This window comes from Kordiimonas lipolytica (genome assembly GCF_042651265.1).
Taxonomy (GTDB): domain Bacteria; phylum Pseudomonadota; class Alphaproteobacteria; order Sphingomonadales; family Kordiimonadaceae; genus Kordiimonas; species Kordiimonas lipolytica.
The window spans coordinates 523,018-536,385 of record NZ_JBHSCR010000003.1 but is presented as its reverse complement, the minus strand read 5'-3'; the positions used below and the strand labels follow the sequence as shown (position 1 = coordinate 536,385).

Below are 13,368 nucleotides of genomic sequence, written 5' to 3'. Positions count from 1 at the left end.
ACTTACTCAGCCGCGTTGATGATTGAAATTGGGTCGATGCCGGAAAGCCGCATGGCAGGCGCAATGGTCGGCACTTTGCGGGGCGGAATGCCCGCGACCGCGTCGGCGATGGCCCTGATATGCTCTGGCGTGGTGCCGCAGCAGCCACCCACGATATTGAGGAGGCCCTCTTCCGCCCATGATTTCAGGTGCGCGCCAGTCACGTCCGGGCTTTCGTCATATTCGCCCATCTCGTTCGGCAGGCCCGCGTTCGGGTAAATGGCGACGCGCGTATCGGCAATGGCCGAAAGCGTCACGGCGTGCGGGCGCAGGTGCTCCGCGCCGAATGCGCAGTTGAGGCCGATGGTGAACGGCTTGGCGTGCTTCACCGAATACCAGAAGGCCTCGATGGTCTGGCCCGAAAGGTTCCGGCCCGACATATCGGTAACGGTGCAGGAAAGCATGATCGGCCGCTCTGTGCCGCGTTCCTCGAACACGTCCTGCGTGGCGAAAATCGCCGCCTTGGCGTTCAGCGTGTCGAACACTGTTTCAATCAGGATGATATCCACGCCGCCGTCCATCAGGCCTTCAACTTGCGTTTTATAGGCTTTGACCACGTCGTCGAAATTCACTTCGCGGAAGCCAGGGTTGTTCACGTCCGGCGACACAGAAAGCGTCTTGTTGGTAGGGCCCACAGAGCCCGCGACAAAACGCGGCTTGTCGGGCGTCTTCTCGGTCCACTCATCCGCAACCCGGCGGGCAAGCTTGGCGCCCTCAAGGTTAATTTCATAAGCGAACTCCTGCATGTCATAGTCCGCCATGGAAATGGTGGTACCATTGAAGGTGTTGGTTTCAATGATATCCGCACCGGCCTCAAGGAAGGCAGCGTGGATGCCCGCGATCACGTCCGGGTTTGTCAGCACCAGAAGGTCATTATTGCCCTTCAGGTCCGACGGCCAGTCCTTGAAGCGTTCACCGCGATAGTCGGCTTCCTGAAGCTTGTGCTTCTGGATCATGGTGCCCATGGCACCGTCCATCACCAGGATGCGCTCGTTTGCGAGTTTCTCAAGAAGTGCTGTCCGGTCTGTCATAACCCTAACCCTCCTGTCCGGCGCGAATACCCAGCATATGGCAAATCGCGTACGTCAGTTCCGCCCGGTTGAGCGTATAGAAATGGAAATCGCGGACACCGCCCGCATAAAGCCTGCGCACCATCTCGCCGGCGACCGTCGCAGCCACCAGTTGGCGCGTCTGCGGCCGGTCATCAAGCCCATCAAACAGGTCCCCCAGCCACTTGGGCACGCTGGCGCCCGCAGTTTTGGCAAAATTCTTCAGCGTTGTATAGTTGGTCACGGGCAAAATGCCCGGCACGATCGGCACATTGATGCCGTATGAATCGCAGTGATCCAGGAAGCGGAAATACTGGTCGGGTTCGAAAAAGAACTGGGTGATGGCCCGGTTCGCGCCCGCGTCCACTTTGCGCTTCAGGTTATCAAGGTCCGCTGCCAGGCTTGGGCTGTCCGGGTGTTTTTCCGGGTATGCGCCAACAGAGATATCGAAATCGGCAATTTTCCGGATGCCTTCAACCAGCTCAGCCGCGTTTGCATAGCCGCCCGGGTGCGCCTCATAACGGCAGGTGCCCTCTGGTGGATCGCCCCGAAGCGCCACGATGGACCGCACACCGGCGTCGTAATAATCGCGCACGACTTCGTCGATCTCGGCCTTTGTCGCCCCAACGCACGTCAGGTGCGCGGCGGGCGCGAGGCTCGTTTCCTCAACCATCCGCTTCACCGTATTGTGGGTGCGCTCCCGCGTGCCGCCGCCCGCACCATAAGTGACGGAAACAAACTTCGGGTTCAGCTCTTCAAGCGTCTTGATGGAATTCCACAAGGTTTCTTCCATCTTTGGCGTCTTGGGCGGGAAGAATTCGAAAGAAACATTCACGTCACTCACCGCTTCTTCGAAAAGCGAATGCAGACCATGTGGATTATAACGCTGGGCCATTGCCCTACTCCTCAACTAACCTTCAGAAAAAGTCCTTCGGCTTCGCCTCTGGTACTTTTCCCAGTTTCTAAATTCGTCACCCTGAACTTGTTTCAGAGCCCATCATTTTAAACTTTGTCGAACCGCCAGATTGTTACTCGTAATTTACCGCCGTCCAGATGGCGGAGATCAGTTCGGCTCAGCCCTGCGCTTTCGCCCATGGCCGTGATTTCCTCGTCCGCGAAGCCAAGGCGCCTGTGCGCCTGCTCGTCGCGCAGATATTCTTCCGTGTGCGGCGCGAAATCCGCAATCAGGATGCTGCCACCTTTGCCAAGCGCCCGCGCAGCTTCGCGGATCGCCTTGGCCGGGTCATCGGCAAAGTGCAGCACCTGATGAAAAATGATCAGGTCCTGGCTGCCATCGTCTAGGCCCAGGTCATACATATCGCCCAGCCGTACCTGGCAGTTCTGCAGGCCCTTGTGGGCCAGGTTACCGCGCGCCACCGCCAGCATGTCTCGGGACACATCGATGCCCAGCGCCTGCTCAGCCTGCGCCGCAAACACATCCAGCATGCGCCCTGTACCTGTGCCGACATCCAGCAGCCGACCAACCTTGCCGCCACCCTGAACGTCCAGCAGCGCTTGCTCCACTTCCGCTTCCGCCACATAGAGCGACCGGATCTGGTCCCACTCCTCGGCGTGCGAACGAAAATAAGCCTGGGCGCGTTCGAACCGCTCAGTCCGGATGGCATCAAGTGCCTTCAGGTCCGCCTCAAGGCTGTCATCATCATCAGCCACAAGCGGCAGAAGCGCGTCATTGAGCCTTGCCCCGACACCCCGATCCGCCAGACGGTAGAACACCTGAGTGCCTTCCTGGAAGCGGTCAAGGATACCGGCCTCACCCATCAATTTCAGATGACGCGAGACACGGGGCTGGCTTTGATCTAGGATATGGACAAGCTCACCCACAGTCAGCTCGCCCCGCCCAAGAAGGGCCAGAATGCGAAGCCGGGTTGCTTCCCCGACGGCTCTAAGCGCTGCCAAAAGTTCATCCATGCCTTGCTTCCCTGTTGGAATATCCGGTGGCGTTTGCATGCAATATAAAGATTTCTTTATATTTGTAAAGGCGTGAAATTCTTACGCTTCGCGCGTCATTTTCTAAATCCGCTCCGCATTTTGTGACTGTATGCAAATGGATTTTTTAGGCTATAGACTTGAAGGACAGCCCGCGTGTTGCCACATTGCGGCGGTATTGCGCATAAAAGCGCGAAATTTTATAACAAATGGCCGCGCCAGAACGGCCCTTATGGAAACGCCTGAACGGAAACCCATATGACAGCTCGCAAGTTTATTGCCCTGGGCCTGCTGCTACTGACCGCTGCGTGTGCCTCAACGCCAGAGAACGGCCCCTCCGCCAGCGTAAGCGACCCGCTGGAGCCAATGAACCGCGCCATCTTCGCTTTCAATGAGGCAGCCGACAAAACGGTTATCAGTCCGGCGGTTGCTGTCTATAAGACCGTCGTACCCAAGCCGCCCCGCGACGGCATATCGAACGCGATGCGTAACTTGCGCGAGCCTTGGGTCTTTATCAACGATATCCTTCAGTTGAAGTTCAAGCGCGCGGGTAAGACGCTGAGCCGATTCGTCATCAACAGCACGATCGGGATCGCCGGCCTCTTTAAGGTATCAGACCGAATGGGCATTGAGTATCATAGCGAAGACTTCGGCCAGACCCTGGCGACCTGGGGCTTTGGAGACGGCCCCTATATCGTGCTGCCGTTCCTTGGCCCATCCAACCTTCGGGATACCACAGGTTTCGCCACCTATGTTTTCTATGATCCCACGGCAATGGCGCTTGATAAAAAAGGCAAGTTCTGGGACCTAAGCCTCGCACGTACCGCCGTCGACGCCTGGGACCTGCGTGTCCAGTATGACGATGTGCTGAAGGAGCTGTATCTGGAAGACGACCCCTATGTCTTTGCCCGCACTGTCTATTGGCAGAACCGCCGCTATGAAATTTATGACGGCGACCCACCGCCCCTTGAAGGCGAGGATGATTTCTTCGACGACCTTGAGGATGAGCTGGAAGAGGAAGACCCGCAGTAATCCCTTCTTGGCAACAGTCCATTCCCCAACCAACTTTCGGAAGCCCGCAGCCAAGTGGTAATACCCCCATATTTAGGGGGCTTCAAAAGTAGAAGCTTTATGCAGCCATGGGCATGCCCATGGCCAGTTTCTGTTTCGGCGTGATGCCGCCGAGCGCCATATTCGGCCGCTCGTTGTTATAAGTCCACATCCATTTTGTGGCAGCTTCCTGCACCTCCTCGATGGTTTCAAAGATATACTGGTTCAACCAATCGTACCTGACCGTCCTATTAAACCGTTCCACATAGGCATTCTGCTGTGGTTTACCTGGCTGGATAAACTGCAGGCCAATGCCATGCTTTTCAGCCCATGCTGCCAGTTGATGACCTACATATTCGGGGCCATTATCACAGCGAATGGCAAGCGGCTTGCCGCGCCATTCAATGATTTGATCAAGAGCCCTGATGACACGGCCTGCTGGCAGGGAGAAGTCGATCTCGATGCTCAGGGCTTCACGGTTGAAGTCATCAATCACATTGAAGGCCCGGAAGCTACGGCCATCACTGAGCTGATCATGCATAAAGTCCATGGACCAGATGTCATTGATCTGCTCAGGTTCCGCCAGAGGCTCAGGCTTCTCCCGGTACAGGCGCTTCTTCGGCTTGATCCGCAGATTGAGCTCCAGTTCCCTGTAAATGCGATAAACGCGCTTGTGGTTCCATTTGAAGCCCTTGACGTTACGCAGATACAGGAAACACATCTGGAAGCCCCAGTTTCGCTGGCGGCCCGTGATACCAATCAGCCAGTCCGCTATCTCGGCATTCTCGTCACAAAGCTTCGGTTCGTAGCGGTAACAGGTCTCGCTGATCGTAAAAGCACGGCAGGCTGCCCGAATACTCAGCCGCCCCTTGCAGACAGCAATTTTTGCCATCTCACGTCGGCGGGACGGCTTTACCACTTTTTTGCCATAGCTTCCTTGATGACATCATTCTGGAGCTGGACGTCAGCATACATCTTCTTCAGACGAGCGTTCTCGGCTTCCAATTCCTTCAGCCTAGCCATCATCGAGGTATCCATGCCGCCGTATTTTGCACGCCACTTGTAAAAGCTGGCGTTGCTCATGCCATGTTCCCGGCAAAGCTCAGGCACAGGCGCACCCGCCTCCGCCTGCTTCAGGATGCTGATGATCTGACTGTCGGAATAACGTGACTTCTTCATTCGTAAAATCTCCTCCGTGTTCATTACGAGAAAATTCTACTTTTGAGTACCGCTAAATATTGGGGGTATTACCAAGTGTTTGCGGGCTTTTTCGTGACTAAAGTAAAAAAATTCAAACTTTTGATGAGGTAAGTGTAATCTTTGGTTGTCCAAGTTCGTGTAGTTCCAACATTGCGAGTATCCGGGAGTTAAAACGCTTTAGAGGGGGAATAATCATGACAAAGAGACATTTTTCACGGGCTGCTGCCCTGCTTGCCGCCACACTTTCGCTCGCGCTTCCTCCCGCCCCCGCCGCAAAAGCACAAGTCACCCCGGACACAGCCATCGAAGCCTTCAAGGGCGACACGCCGGACTCGCCCATGTCGATCGACTATAAGGACCTGTCCGCGATCCTCAGCCAGACCGTTTGGGAAACCGGCCATTCTGACAGGTCAACCGCGGGCAAGACAGTGCCACGTACGGGTTCCCGTATCTCAACAGGCTCACGCGGCAGCACCAGAACCGAAGGCAACCGCATCGACTTCCATGCCTTCCTGGGTGACAACCTCGATGTGCTGGTGGCCCTCAGGCGCGACCTTGAGAAAGTCCCAAGCGCCGTACCACTCAACCAATTCAGCAGCAAGGAGCAGCTGGCTTACTGGCTCAATCTCTATAACCTCACGGTAATCAGCCAGATCGCCAAGGTCTTCCCTGAAACCAACCTGAAGAAACATTACCCGCAGCTCTGGGACGAAAAGGTGCTGACTGTCGCAGGCATTCCGCTGTCCTTGAACGACATCCACCACAAGATCCTGATCCCGAAATACCGCAATCCGCTGATCATGTATGGCCTGTTTCAGGGCTTCATTGGCGGGCCGAACATTCGCGACGAGGCCTATACCGGCGTGCGCGTATGGCATCAGCTTGAAGCCAACGCGCGCGAGTTCATCAACTCCAACCGGGGGGCGTTTGTTCGTGAACGCATCATCCGCACCTCCATGTTCTATGAGGTCAACGCCGCCCTGTTCCCTGATTTTGAAACCGATATGAAGGCCCACCTGCTGCGCTATGCGAAGCCGGTGTTCGCAGACAAACTGAAGGCGGCCTCAAGCCGCGTGGGCACCGACCAGCGCAATTGGTATATCGCCGACCTTTATGGCGGCAACCGCTCGCGCTCGTCCGCCAGCAGCAACCCGGCCGCCTTCCTGAACGCCTTCACCAACAGCGGTGCGGACTATAGCTTCGTGGGCGGCGAGTATGCTGGCGAAGCGGCGGTGGCGTCGGCCTGGGGCAACACGGCCATCACCCACAACCAGTCACTGACGCGCTTCCCGATCCATATGGTGGATATGGTCAAGAAAATTCATATGAAGAACCAGCGAAACCGAGAAGGCGAAGTCGAGGTTGAAGAAGTTTATGACGCGCCGGATGAACCAGCGCCGGATGAACCAGCGTCAGAGAACCAACCGGAACAATAAAAAAAGGGGCCGAAAGGCCCCTTTCCTGTATCTACTTGCACGCAGCGCCTAGCGCGTGAACTTGCGGTATTTGATACGGTGCGGCTGGGTGGCATCTGCCCCCAGGCGGCGCTTCTTGTCTTCTTCGTACATTTCGAAGTTGCCTTCGAACCATTCCACATGGCTGTCGCCTTCAAACGCCAGGATGTGCGTTGCGATCCGGTCAAGGAAGAAGCGGTCGTGGCTGATAACCACAGCACAGCCAGCGAAGTTCTCAAGGGCTTCTTCAAGCGCAGACAGGGTTTCGGTGTCAAGGTCGTTGGTCGGCTCATCGAGCAGCAATACGTTGCCGCCTTCCTTGAGCATCTTCGCCAGGTGCACGCGGTTCCGCTCACCACCCGACAGCAGGCCAACTTTCTTCTGTTGGTCGCCGCCCTTGAAGTTGAAGGCGCCAACATAAGCCCGGGTCGAAACTTCATGCTTGCCGAAATAGAACATGTCGTGCCCGCCGGAGATTTCCTCCCAGACGTTCTTGTTTGCGTCCAGCGCGTCGCGCGACTGATCCACATAGCCAAGCTGCACAGTGTCACCGATTTCAATGGTGCCAGCGTCAGGTTTTTCCTGACCGGTAATCAGCTTGAAGAGCGTGGTTTTACCCGCGCCGTTCGGGCCGATCACACCCACGATGCCGCCCGGTGGCAGGCTGAAGTCGAGGCCGTCAAACAGAAGCTTGTCGCCAAACGCCTTCGTGAGCCCCTTGGCTTCGATCACCTTGCCGCCCAGGCGGGCTGGTGGCTGGATCTTGATCTGCGCCGGGCCGGCCACACGCTCCTGCTGCTGCTCCAGCATTTCGTCATAGGCCTTGATCCGTGCCTTGGATTTCGCCTGACGCGCCTTTGGAGACTGCCTGATCCACTCAAGCTCATCATTCATGGCTTTCTGGCGGGCTTTATCAGCACGTTCTTCCTGCGCCATCCGCTTGGTCTTCATTTCAAGCCAGGCTGAATAGTTGCCCTCGAACGGAATGCCCTGGCCGCGGTCAAGCTCAAGCACCCAGCCCACCACGTTATCGAGGAAGTAGCGGTCGTGGGTCACGAGGATCACACAGCCCTTGTAGTTCTGCAGGAATTTTTCGAGCCAGGCGACGGTTTCGGCGTCAAGGTGGTTGGTCGGCTCATCGAGCAGCAGGATTTCAGGCTTTTCAAGCAGCAGCTTACAAAGCGCAACGCGGCGTTTCTCACCGCCCGAAAGCTTATCCACAGACCAATCGTTCGGCGGGCAGCAAAGCGCGTCCATCGCCACTTCGGCCTGAGACTGCAGGTCCCACGCGTCTGCGGCGTCGATCTGTTCCTGCAGCTCGCCCATACGGTTCAGGAGGTCCATATTCTCAGGGTCCATGCCGTAGTCGCCAGCCACCTGGTTGAACTCGTCCACCAGCGCCTGCGTGGAGGCCAGACCTTCCATCACGTTGCCCAGAACGTCCTTGTCTTCGTTCAGCTGCGGTTCCTGCGGCAGGTAACCCACACGAATGCCTTCTGCGGCCCAGGCCTCGCCACCGAATTCGGTGTCATAGCCCGCCATGATTTTCATCAGCGTCGATTTACCCGCACCGTTCTGGCCGATGATCGCGATTTTCGCGTCGGGCAGGAAGTTGAGGGAAATACCGTTCAGAACCTGCTTGCCACCAGGATACTGTTTGGTGAGCTTGTGCATCTGATAGACATATTGATAGGCAGCCATCGGGCTTTGATCCTTATTCTTATCTGAAAAAACTTTGCGCCTCAATTAACGCAGAATCGCCCGCGGGACAAGCGATGTGTGCAGCGTTGAAAACTCTACTCGTCACTCGTCGCCAATATGCCGGTTATCGGGGCGCATGATGAAGGAAAAGCCGTCGAAGCGAAATTCGGCCATGCCGTCCTCCACCGCATCGGGCGCAAGGTCCGTTGTCACCACTTTTTCAAACGCCGCCTGCACGCGGGCAAGCTCGCTTGGGTCCTCGACCGCCGTGTTGTGCGCCGGGAACAGCTTGGTCAGTGTTGGTGCGAGCGCCACAAGCCGGGCAATGGACGCACGGTAAGCCTTCAGGTCGGTCTGCGGCGCGAACAGCCAGATCGGACCATTGTAGTAAGTATCGCCAATCCACAGGTAGCCGGTCTCCCGCTCCAAAAGCGCTATGGCGTCGCTGGTGTGTCCCGGCAGTTGCAAAATCTCCAGCTTGCGCCCGCCAAGGTCAATCACGTCACCCTCTTTCACCGTGCCGGTGATGCTGTAGGGCTTGATCGCGTGGGTTTCTGCCGTTGCGCCCGATGGCGGGCTTTTGCACAAGGCCGGGCCTGAGAGCTCTTCGTGCACTGCCTCATTCGGCAGGCCATGTTCCATCTCGCGCGAGAAATCGGTGGAAACCGACAGAATGCGACCAAACTGGTGGTTGCCGCCCACATGGTCATAGTGTGAATGGCTGTTGATCACGGTAACGGGCTTGTCCGTCAGCCGGTCCACCACCGCCTTGATATCCTCAATACCATTGCCGGTATCGAAAAGGATCGCCCGGTTTTCGCCCTCGATCAGGTAGCTGATCACTTCTTGCCACTGGAAGGGTTCATAGATGGCTGTCACGCCGGGGGCGACCGTATAAAGTTCGAACCACCCGGTGCTCTCTGGTCGCTTTTCAAGCGCGCTATATGCTGGGCGCGGCAAGTCGGCACAGAAGCTCTCAATATCGGCCTGCGCATACACGCCCGACGACGCCGTTAGAGCTGACAGTATTAGCGCGGCAAAAGTATCCTTCATACCTCATCCTTTGAAAAATTGCTGAAATCCGGTAGCAACATGGCGGCCACGGCGCCAAACATCCAGAACAAGACCCCACTGATCGTGCCGAAAACAAACGCGAAGGATGATGTCGACAGTGGGAAATTGATATCAAATGACGCTGGGTCAAGTTGCAGCATCCGGCCAGCAGCCAGAGTGGCGGTAGGCACGGTCGCCCCAACCGCGCCCAGGAGAACACACCTGAGGAAAGTCAGCCGGCCACTGATGGCATACCGATAGGCGAAGGGCAGGACACAGAGACAGAATAGCGCGAAAATCGCTGCAAAGAGCTTGAGGCCAAAAGAAGCCCCAGTCACTTCAGGCTCCAAAAACCTCTCAAGGAATTGCTGCGCGCCGGTCAGGAACATCAGGAGTGGGGTACCTATTGCTAGAAGCCCCCGCACCATCAATACCGCCATCAGTCCAAACCTGATCCGGCTCACATCCTAACCCTCATCCCTAGGGAACATGCGGTAGGTGGGCAGGCCGTCGTCTGTCTTGGCCCATGGCTTGCGGCTGCGCACATAAACATGGCTTTCGGGGTGCAGGTCATCGGTTTCATTGATAAAGCCCGCATGCAAGTGGATTTCACCGGGCCATGCCTCACCCTCAAAGGAAACAGGGCTGCCACAGTCGCCGCAAAAGCGCCTTTTTACCCCAGGGCTGGATTTATAATGCTTGGCCTCGTCGCCCAGAAAATGCACCGCCGCGGCGTCAAACCCCACATAGGTGGCAAACGCCGCGCTGGTGGCCTTCTGGCAGGATGGGCAGTGACAGTGGCTGACCCACAGGGGCTTGCCCGCAATCTCTGCTTTCACTGCGCCACACAGGCAGCGCGCCGTATAGGTGGCCTCGCCCATCAATTGTCGTCCCCGCCAAAGAATTCATCATAGGAATGTTTCACCCGGTCGAACGAACGGGTCACGATATCCGTGTCTTTCACATGGTTCCAATAGGTATCCAGCTTCGGCCAGCGACCGTAGCCCTCAAGCCCAAACCGCACCTTGAGCGCCCCATACCAATAAAGATGCGAAATCAGCGCGGCGTCCGCCAGCGTCCAGCTATCGCCCACCGCGAACAGCCCTTCGCCCATATATTTCTCAAGATAGGTGAAAGCCGCCGGGATATCCTGCGTTTTGGCTTTTTCAACCTCGGCATCCGTGGCCTCGCCGCCGAAGGCCAGGCGGCCATAGGGGCGCACGGCTTCGGCATAGTAAAGGTCCAGAATGCGGGCGATCAGGCGCCCCTGCGTCGCCTGTTCGAAATCATGGGGTGTCAGGTCAGGGCCGTCGAGCACGCGGTCCAGATATTCCGCGATCACCTGGCCTTCGGTGATGCTGGTGCCGTCATCCTTGATCAGGAACGGAATCTTGCCCATGGGATGCAAGCTGAAATGCTCGTCAGACTTGAAGCCGCCGGGCACGCCCGCGAGTTCCACCTGGTCCAAAGCACCCTTCATATCAAGGGCGATCACCACCCGCTCGAAATAGGGTGAAACGCTGTGTCCACAAAGCTGCATCTTGTCCCCCTCGTACTACTTTCGGTCGTCACAAGGGGGCAAGCTTGAACCAGTTTCCGTATCTTTGCAACCGTCCTTTAGGCGCCCAGCTGATGCCGCGCCAGCATCAAAGCCACCCCCAGCATCACGGCTGTGATAACACCGTCCAGCACCCGCCATGTGATGGGCTTTTTAAAGAGTGGCGCGGCTTTCTTGGCACCATATCCGATGGCATAAAACCAGCTGGCGGACGCTACCACCGCGCCTATGAGGAACGCCAGCCGCGCAGCGTCTGTGGCGTATTTCACGCTGACACCACCGATCAGCACCATCGTGTCCACATAGGCCCAGGGGTTGAGCCAGGCAAATGCTATGGCATGCAATATGGCAACGCGCACGCCTTGCCCGGCCGCTGACCCTGCAGATGCCTCGATCCGGTCGTCGGTCACAACAACGGGCTTGATCGCGCCCTTCAGGCTTTTCACGGCAAACCACAACAGGAAGGCCACACCGCCCCAGCCAAGCCAGTAGGCGATGGTGGGATTGTCTGCAAACACGCGGCCCACGCCCATCACGCCAAGCGATATCATCGCCACATCAGAGATAAAGGTGGTGGTGGTCACAGCAAACACATGCCGGTGCCGCAAGCCTTGCCTGAGCACATAGAAATTCTGCGGCCCGATCGCGAGCAGCAGCCCGAATGAAACAAGAAATCCTTCTGCCAAGGCGGGCCACTGGTCGATCATGGGTGTATCCTCTGTCAGTAGGCAACCGTGTAGCGCCGCCCTTTATGAAGCCCTAGCTCAGCTTCATCAATCAGCGCAACGGCAAAATCCTCCATCGAAATCTGCGAGTTGCCTTCCTCGTCCGTCAGCATCTCGTCAAGGCCGCGACGGTACTGGCCTGTGCGCTCCCCCGGCACCAGCATGGCGGGCGGCGTTTGATAGGCCCAGTCATCTGCCTTCATGCTTTCAAACAGCTCATACTGCTCCTGGCACGCCTGCGCGATGGGCAGCAGGTGTTCCGGCAGGAAGCCCGGTTCCGTCAACACCGTTGTGTCCTTTCCCGGCAGCTTGAGGCTGGCCGCACCGCCCACCACCAACAGGCGCGCGCCCGCAGCCCTGGCCGCGAGGCAGATCGCCCGGGTCAATCCCGCCAGAAGCGCCTCCTGCCCCTCAGGCGGGCGCAGGGCGCTGATCACAAGGTCCTGCCCTTCCATCAGCGCAGCGGGAACACTGTCGGGGTGGATGTTCGCCACGCGGCAGGCAACCCCCAGCGGCAGCGTGGTGGACTGCCCGGCCCGCCGCACAACAGCTGTAACCGTGTGGCCGCGCGCCACGGCCTCAGAGACCGCGCGGCGACCAACGTCACCGGCAGCGCCAAATATCAAAATATTCATCATTTAAGTCCTTTTGTTTGGGGAGAGTTTGAATTGAAAGAGCATCCGCCCGGCATTTTGGCTGGCCCATACACTGACAAGTGTCAGCACCACGCCAGCCATCTGCTGGGCACCAAGGCTTTGATGCAGGAACACCCAGCCCAGAAGCACCGCCATCAGGGGACTGAGGAGCCCCAGCGACGACACGCGCGCGGGTTCAAGCCGCGCCACACCGTGGAACCAGAAAAGGAAGGTGATCGCCGCGCCCGGCACAGCAAGATAGGCAAGTGCCCAAATGCCGCCTGTGTCGATCACCGGCAGCGCGGGCGTAAAAAGAAGCGCCGCCACAAGAAGCTGAATGCCCCCAGCTGCCAGCTGCCATGCCGTGAAGGTGACGAGAGACACATCAGGCCGCCACCGCCGCGCCAGCACCGTGCCCAAGGCCATCGAAAATGCGCCACCGGCCGCCGCCAATACGCCAAGGCTGTCCCATCCGGCATCCGCCCCCAGCACCAGAAGGGCAATACCAGCAAAGCCCATCAGCGCCGCAAACACAGACACCGGCTGGATGCGTGCCCCCAAGGCCATGCGCGCAATGAAAATCACAAGAAGCGGCTGGATCGCCATGATCGTTGCCGCCACACCACCCGGCAAGCGGTAAGCAGCCAGGAACAGGAGCGCCCAGAAGGCCCCGATATTGAGCGCGCCAAGGATGAATATCCGCCCCCACCAGTCCCTGCTGGGTAGCCGCCGCACCAACAGAAGCAACAACAGCCCAGCCGGAAGGGCCCGCAAGGCAGCTGTCCACAAGGGGTTCACGCCCGCAAGGAATTCGGTGGCGACAATATAGCTGCTGCCCCAAATGAGGGGTGCCAGTGCGGTGATAGCCAGGGTTGCTCGCTCGTTCATGACTCAGCCTTGTTATTTATCTTGAAGTCAAGATAATATCAGAAATCTTGATTTCAAGATATTTCTGTG

The 13,368-nt window shown here is 57.6% G+C and carries 14 protein-coding genes; 2 read left to right on the top strand and 12 right to left on the bottom strand.

Annotated elements, in window-relative coordinates; all coding sequences use genetic code 11:
• Positions 1-2 precede the first annotated feature (2 nt).
• The 3 genes from ACFO5Q_RS06655 to ACFO5Q_RS06645 all read right to left on the bottom strand — a co-directional run bounded on the left by ACFO5Q_RS06655 (position 3) and on the right by ACFO5Q_RS06645 (position 3,017).
• A complete protein-coding gene (locus ACFO5Q_RS06655) occupies positions 3-1,070 on the bottom strand; it encodes a homocysteine S-methyltransferase family protein (RefSeq protein ID WP_068153249.1) in 1,068 nt (355 codons plus the stop codon).
• Between the two features lie 4 nt (positions 1,071-1,074).
• Complete coding sequence (gene metF / locus ACFO5Q_RS06650) at positions 1,075-1,983, bottom strand: methylenetetrahydrofolate reductase (RefSeq protein ID WP_068153248.1); 909 nt, start codon at positions 1,981-1,983, stop codon at positions 1,075-1,077.
• 107 nt (positions 1,984-2,090) lie between these two features.
• Entirely contained in the window at positions 2,091-3,017 is a 927-nt protein-coding gene (locus ACFO5Q_RS06645) for an ArsR/SmtB family transcription factor (protein ID WP_068153247.1), read from the bottom strand.
• 276 nt (positions 3,018-3,293) lie between these two features.
• On the opposite strand from ACFO5Q_RS06645, the gene ACFO5Q_RS06640 reads away from it, so the two are divergent.
• Complete coding sequence (locus tag ACFO5Q_RS06640; protein WP_068153245.1) at positions 3,294-4,067, top strand: MlaA family lipoprotein; 774 nt, start codon at positions 3,294-3,296, stop codon at positions 4,065-4,067.
• A 97-nt stretch (positions 4,068-4,164) separates the two neighbouring features.
• Here the strand turns inward: ACFO5Q_RS06640 and ACFO5Q_RS06635 are convergent.
• A protein-coding gene (locus ACFO5Q_RS06635; protein ID WP_231727364.1) for an IS3 family transposase occupies positions 4,165-5,264 on the bottom strand; the annotation gives its coding sequence in 2 pieces (ribosomal slippage) (positions 4,165-5,003 and positions 5,003-5,264; 1,101 coding nt in all).
• A 215-nt stretch (positions 5,265-5,479) separates the two neighbouring features.
• On the opposite strand from ACFO5Q_RS06635, the gene ACFO5Q_RS06630 reads away from it, so the two are divergent.
• Positions 5,480-6,721: a DUF547 domain-containing protein gene (locus tag ACFO5Q_RS06630; protein WP_068153241.1), complete on the top strand. Its 1,242-nt coding sequence runs from the start codon at positions 5,480-5,482 to the stop codon at positions 6,719-6,721.
• Positions 6,722-6,769: 48 nt separating this feature from the next.
• Here the strand turns inward: ACFO5Q_RS06630 and ettA are convergent, their stop codons facing one another.
• The 8 genes from ettA to ACFO5Q_RS06590 form a co-directional block, all read right to left on the bottom strand.
• On the bottom strand, positions 6,770-8,440 hold the full coding sequence (ettA, locus tag ACFO5Q_RS06625) for an energy-dependent translational throttle protein EttA (RefSeq protein ID WP_068153237.1): 1,671 nt from the start codon (positions 8,438-8,440) through the stop codon (positions 6,770-6,772).
• A 102-nt stretch (positions 8,441-8,542) separates the two neighbouring features.
• Positions 8,543-9,493 carry an MBL fold metallo-hydrolase gene (locus tag ACFO5Q_RS06620; protein WP_068153235.1) on the bottom strand — a complete coding sequence of 317 codons (951 nt, stop codon included), beginning with the start codon at positions 9,491-9,493 and terminating at the stop codon, positions 8,543-8,545.
• Positions 9,490-9,957 (bottom strand): hypothetical protein, encoded by a 468-nt coding sequence (locus ACFO5Q_RS06615; protein ID WP_156432085.1) that lies wholly within the window; start codon positions 9,955-9,957, stop codon positions 9,490-9,492. The genes ACFO5Q_RS06620 and ACFO5Q_RS06615 overlap by 4 nt, the downstream gene beginning before the upstream one ends.
• A gap of 3 nt (positions 9,958-9,960) precedes the next feature.
• Positions 9,961-10,374: a GFA family protein gene (locus tag ACFO5Q_RS06610; RefSeq protein ID WP_068153230.1), complete on the bottom strand. Its 414-nt coding sequence runs from the start codon at positions 10,372-10,374 to the stop codon at positions 9,961-9,963.
• Positions 10,374-11,033, bottom strand: a complete 660-nt coding sequence (locus ACFO5Q_RS06605) for a glutathione S-transferase family protein (protein WP_068153228.1) — start codon at positions 11,031-11,033, stop codon at positions 10,374-10,376. The genes ACFO5Q_RS06610 and ACFO5Q_RS06605 overlap by 1 nt, the downstream gene beginning before the upstream one ends.
• Positions 11,034-11,110: 77 nt before the next feature.
• The gene (locus ACFO5Q_RS06600; protein WP_068153226.1) at positions 11,111-11,758 is read right to left on the bottom strand and encodes a LysE/ArgO family amino acid transporter; all 648 of its coding nucleotides are present in this window, start codon (positions 11,756-11,758) and stop codon (positions 11,111-11,113) included.
• A 14-nt stretch (positions 11,759-11,772) separates the two neighbouring features.
• Positions 11,773-12,411 (bottom strand): NAD(P)-dependent oxidoreductase, encoded by a 639-nt coding sequence (locus ACFO5Q_RS06595; protein ID WP_068153518.1) that lies wholly within the window; start codon positions 12,409-12,411, stop codon positions 11,773-11,775.
• Between the two features lie 3 nt (positions 12,412-12,414).
• Positions 12,415-13,299 (bottom strand): EamA family transporter, encoded by an 885-nt coding sequence (locus tag ACFO5Q_RS06590; RefSeq protein ID WP_068153224.1) that lies wholly within the window; start codon positions 13,297-13,299, stop codon positions 12,415-12,417.
• Positions 13,300-13,368: the final 69 nt, after the last annotated feature.

Excerpts from the sequence above, each read along its gene's own strand:
- ACFO5Q_RS06655 (WP_068153249.1), bottom strand. The coding sequence starts at position 1,070 with ATGACAGACCGGACAGCACTTCTTGAGAAACTCGCAAACGAGCGCATC.
- metF (WP_068153248.1), bottom strand. The coding sequence starts at position 1,983 with ATGGCCCAGCGTTATAATCCACATGGTCTGCATTCGCTTTTCGAAGAA.
- ACFO5Q_RS06645 (WP_068153247.1), bottom strand. The coding sequence starts at position 3,017 with ATGGATGAACTTTTGGCAGCGCTTAGAGCCGTCGGGGAAGCAACCCGG.
- ACFO5Q_RS06640 (WP_068153245.1), top strand. The coding sequence starts at position 3,294 with ATGACAGCTCGCAAGTTTATTGCCCTGGGCCTGCTGCTACTGACCGCT.
- ACFO5Q_RS06630 (WP_068153241.1), top strand. The coding sequence starts at position 5,480 with ATGACAAAGAGACATTTTTCACGGGCTGCTGCCCTGCTTGCCGCCACA.
- ettA (WP_068153237.1), bottom strand. The coding sequence starts at position 8,440 with ATGGCTGCCTATCAATATGTCTATCAGATGCACAAGCTCACCAAACAG.
- ACFO5Q_RS06620 (WP_068153235.1), bottom strand. The coding sequence starts at position 9,493 with ATGAAGGATACTTTTGCCGCGCTAATACTGTCAGCTCTAACGGCGTCG.
- ACFO5Q_RS06610 (WP_068153230.1), bottom strand. The coding sequence starts at position 10,374 with ATGGGCGAGGCCACCTATACGGCGCGCTGCCTGTGTGGCGCAGTGAAA.
- ACFO5Q_RS06605 (WP_068153228.1), bottom strand. The coding sequence starts at position 11,033 with ATGCAGCTTTGTGGACACAGCGTTTCACCCTATTTCGAGCGGGTGGTG.
- ACFO5Q_RS06600 (WP_068153226.1), bottom strand. The coding sequence starts at position 11,758 with ATGATCGACCAGTGGCCCGCCTTGGCAGAAGGATTTCTTGTTTCATTC.
- ACFO5Q_RS06595 (WP_068153518.1), bottom strand. The coding sequence starts at position 12,411 with ATGAATATTTTGATATTTGGCGCTGCCGGTGACGTTGGTCGCCGCGCG.
- ACFO5Q_RS06590 (WP_068153224.1), bottom strand. The coding sequence starts at position 13,299 with ATGAACGAGCGAGCAACCCTGGCTATCACCGCACTGGCACCCCTCATT.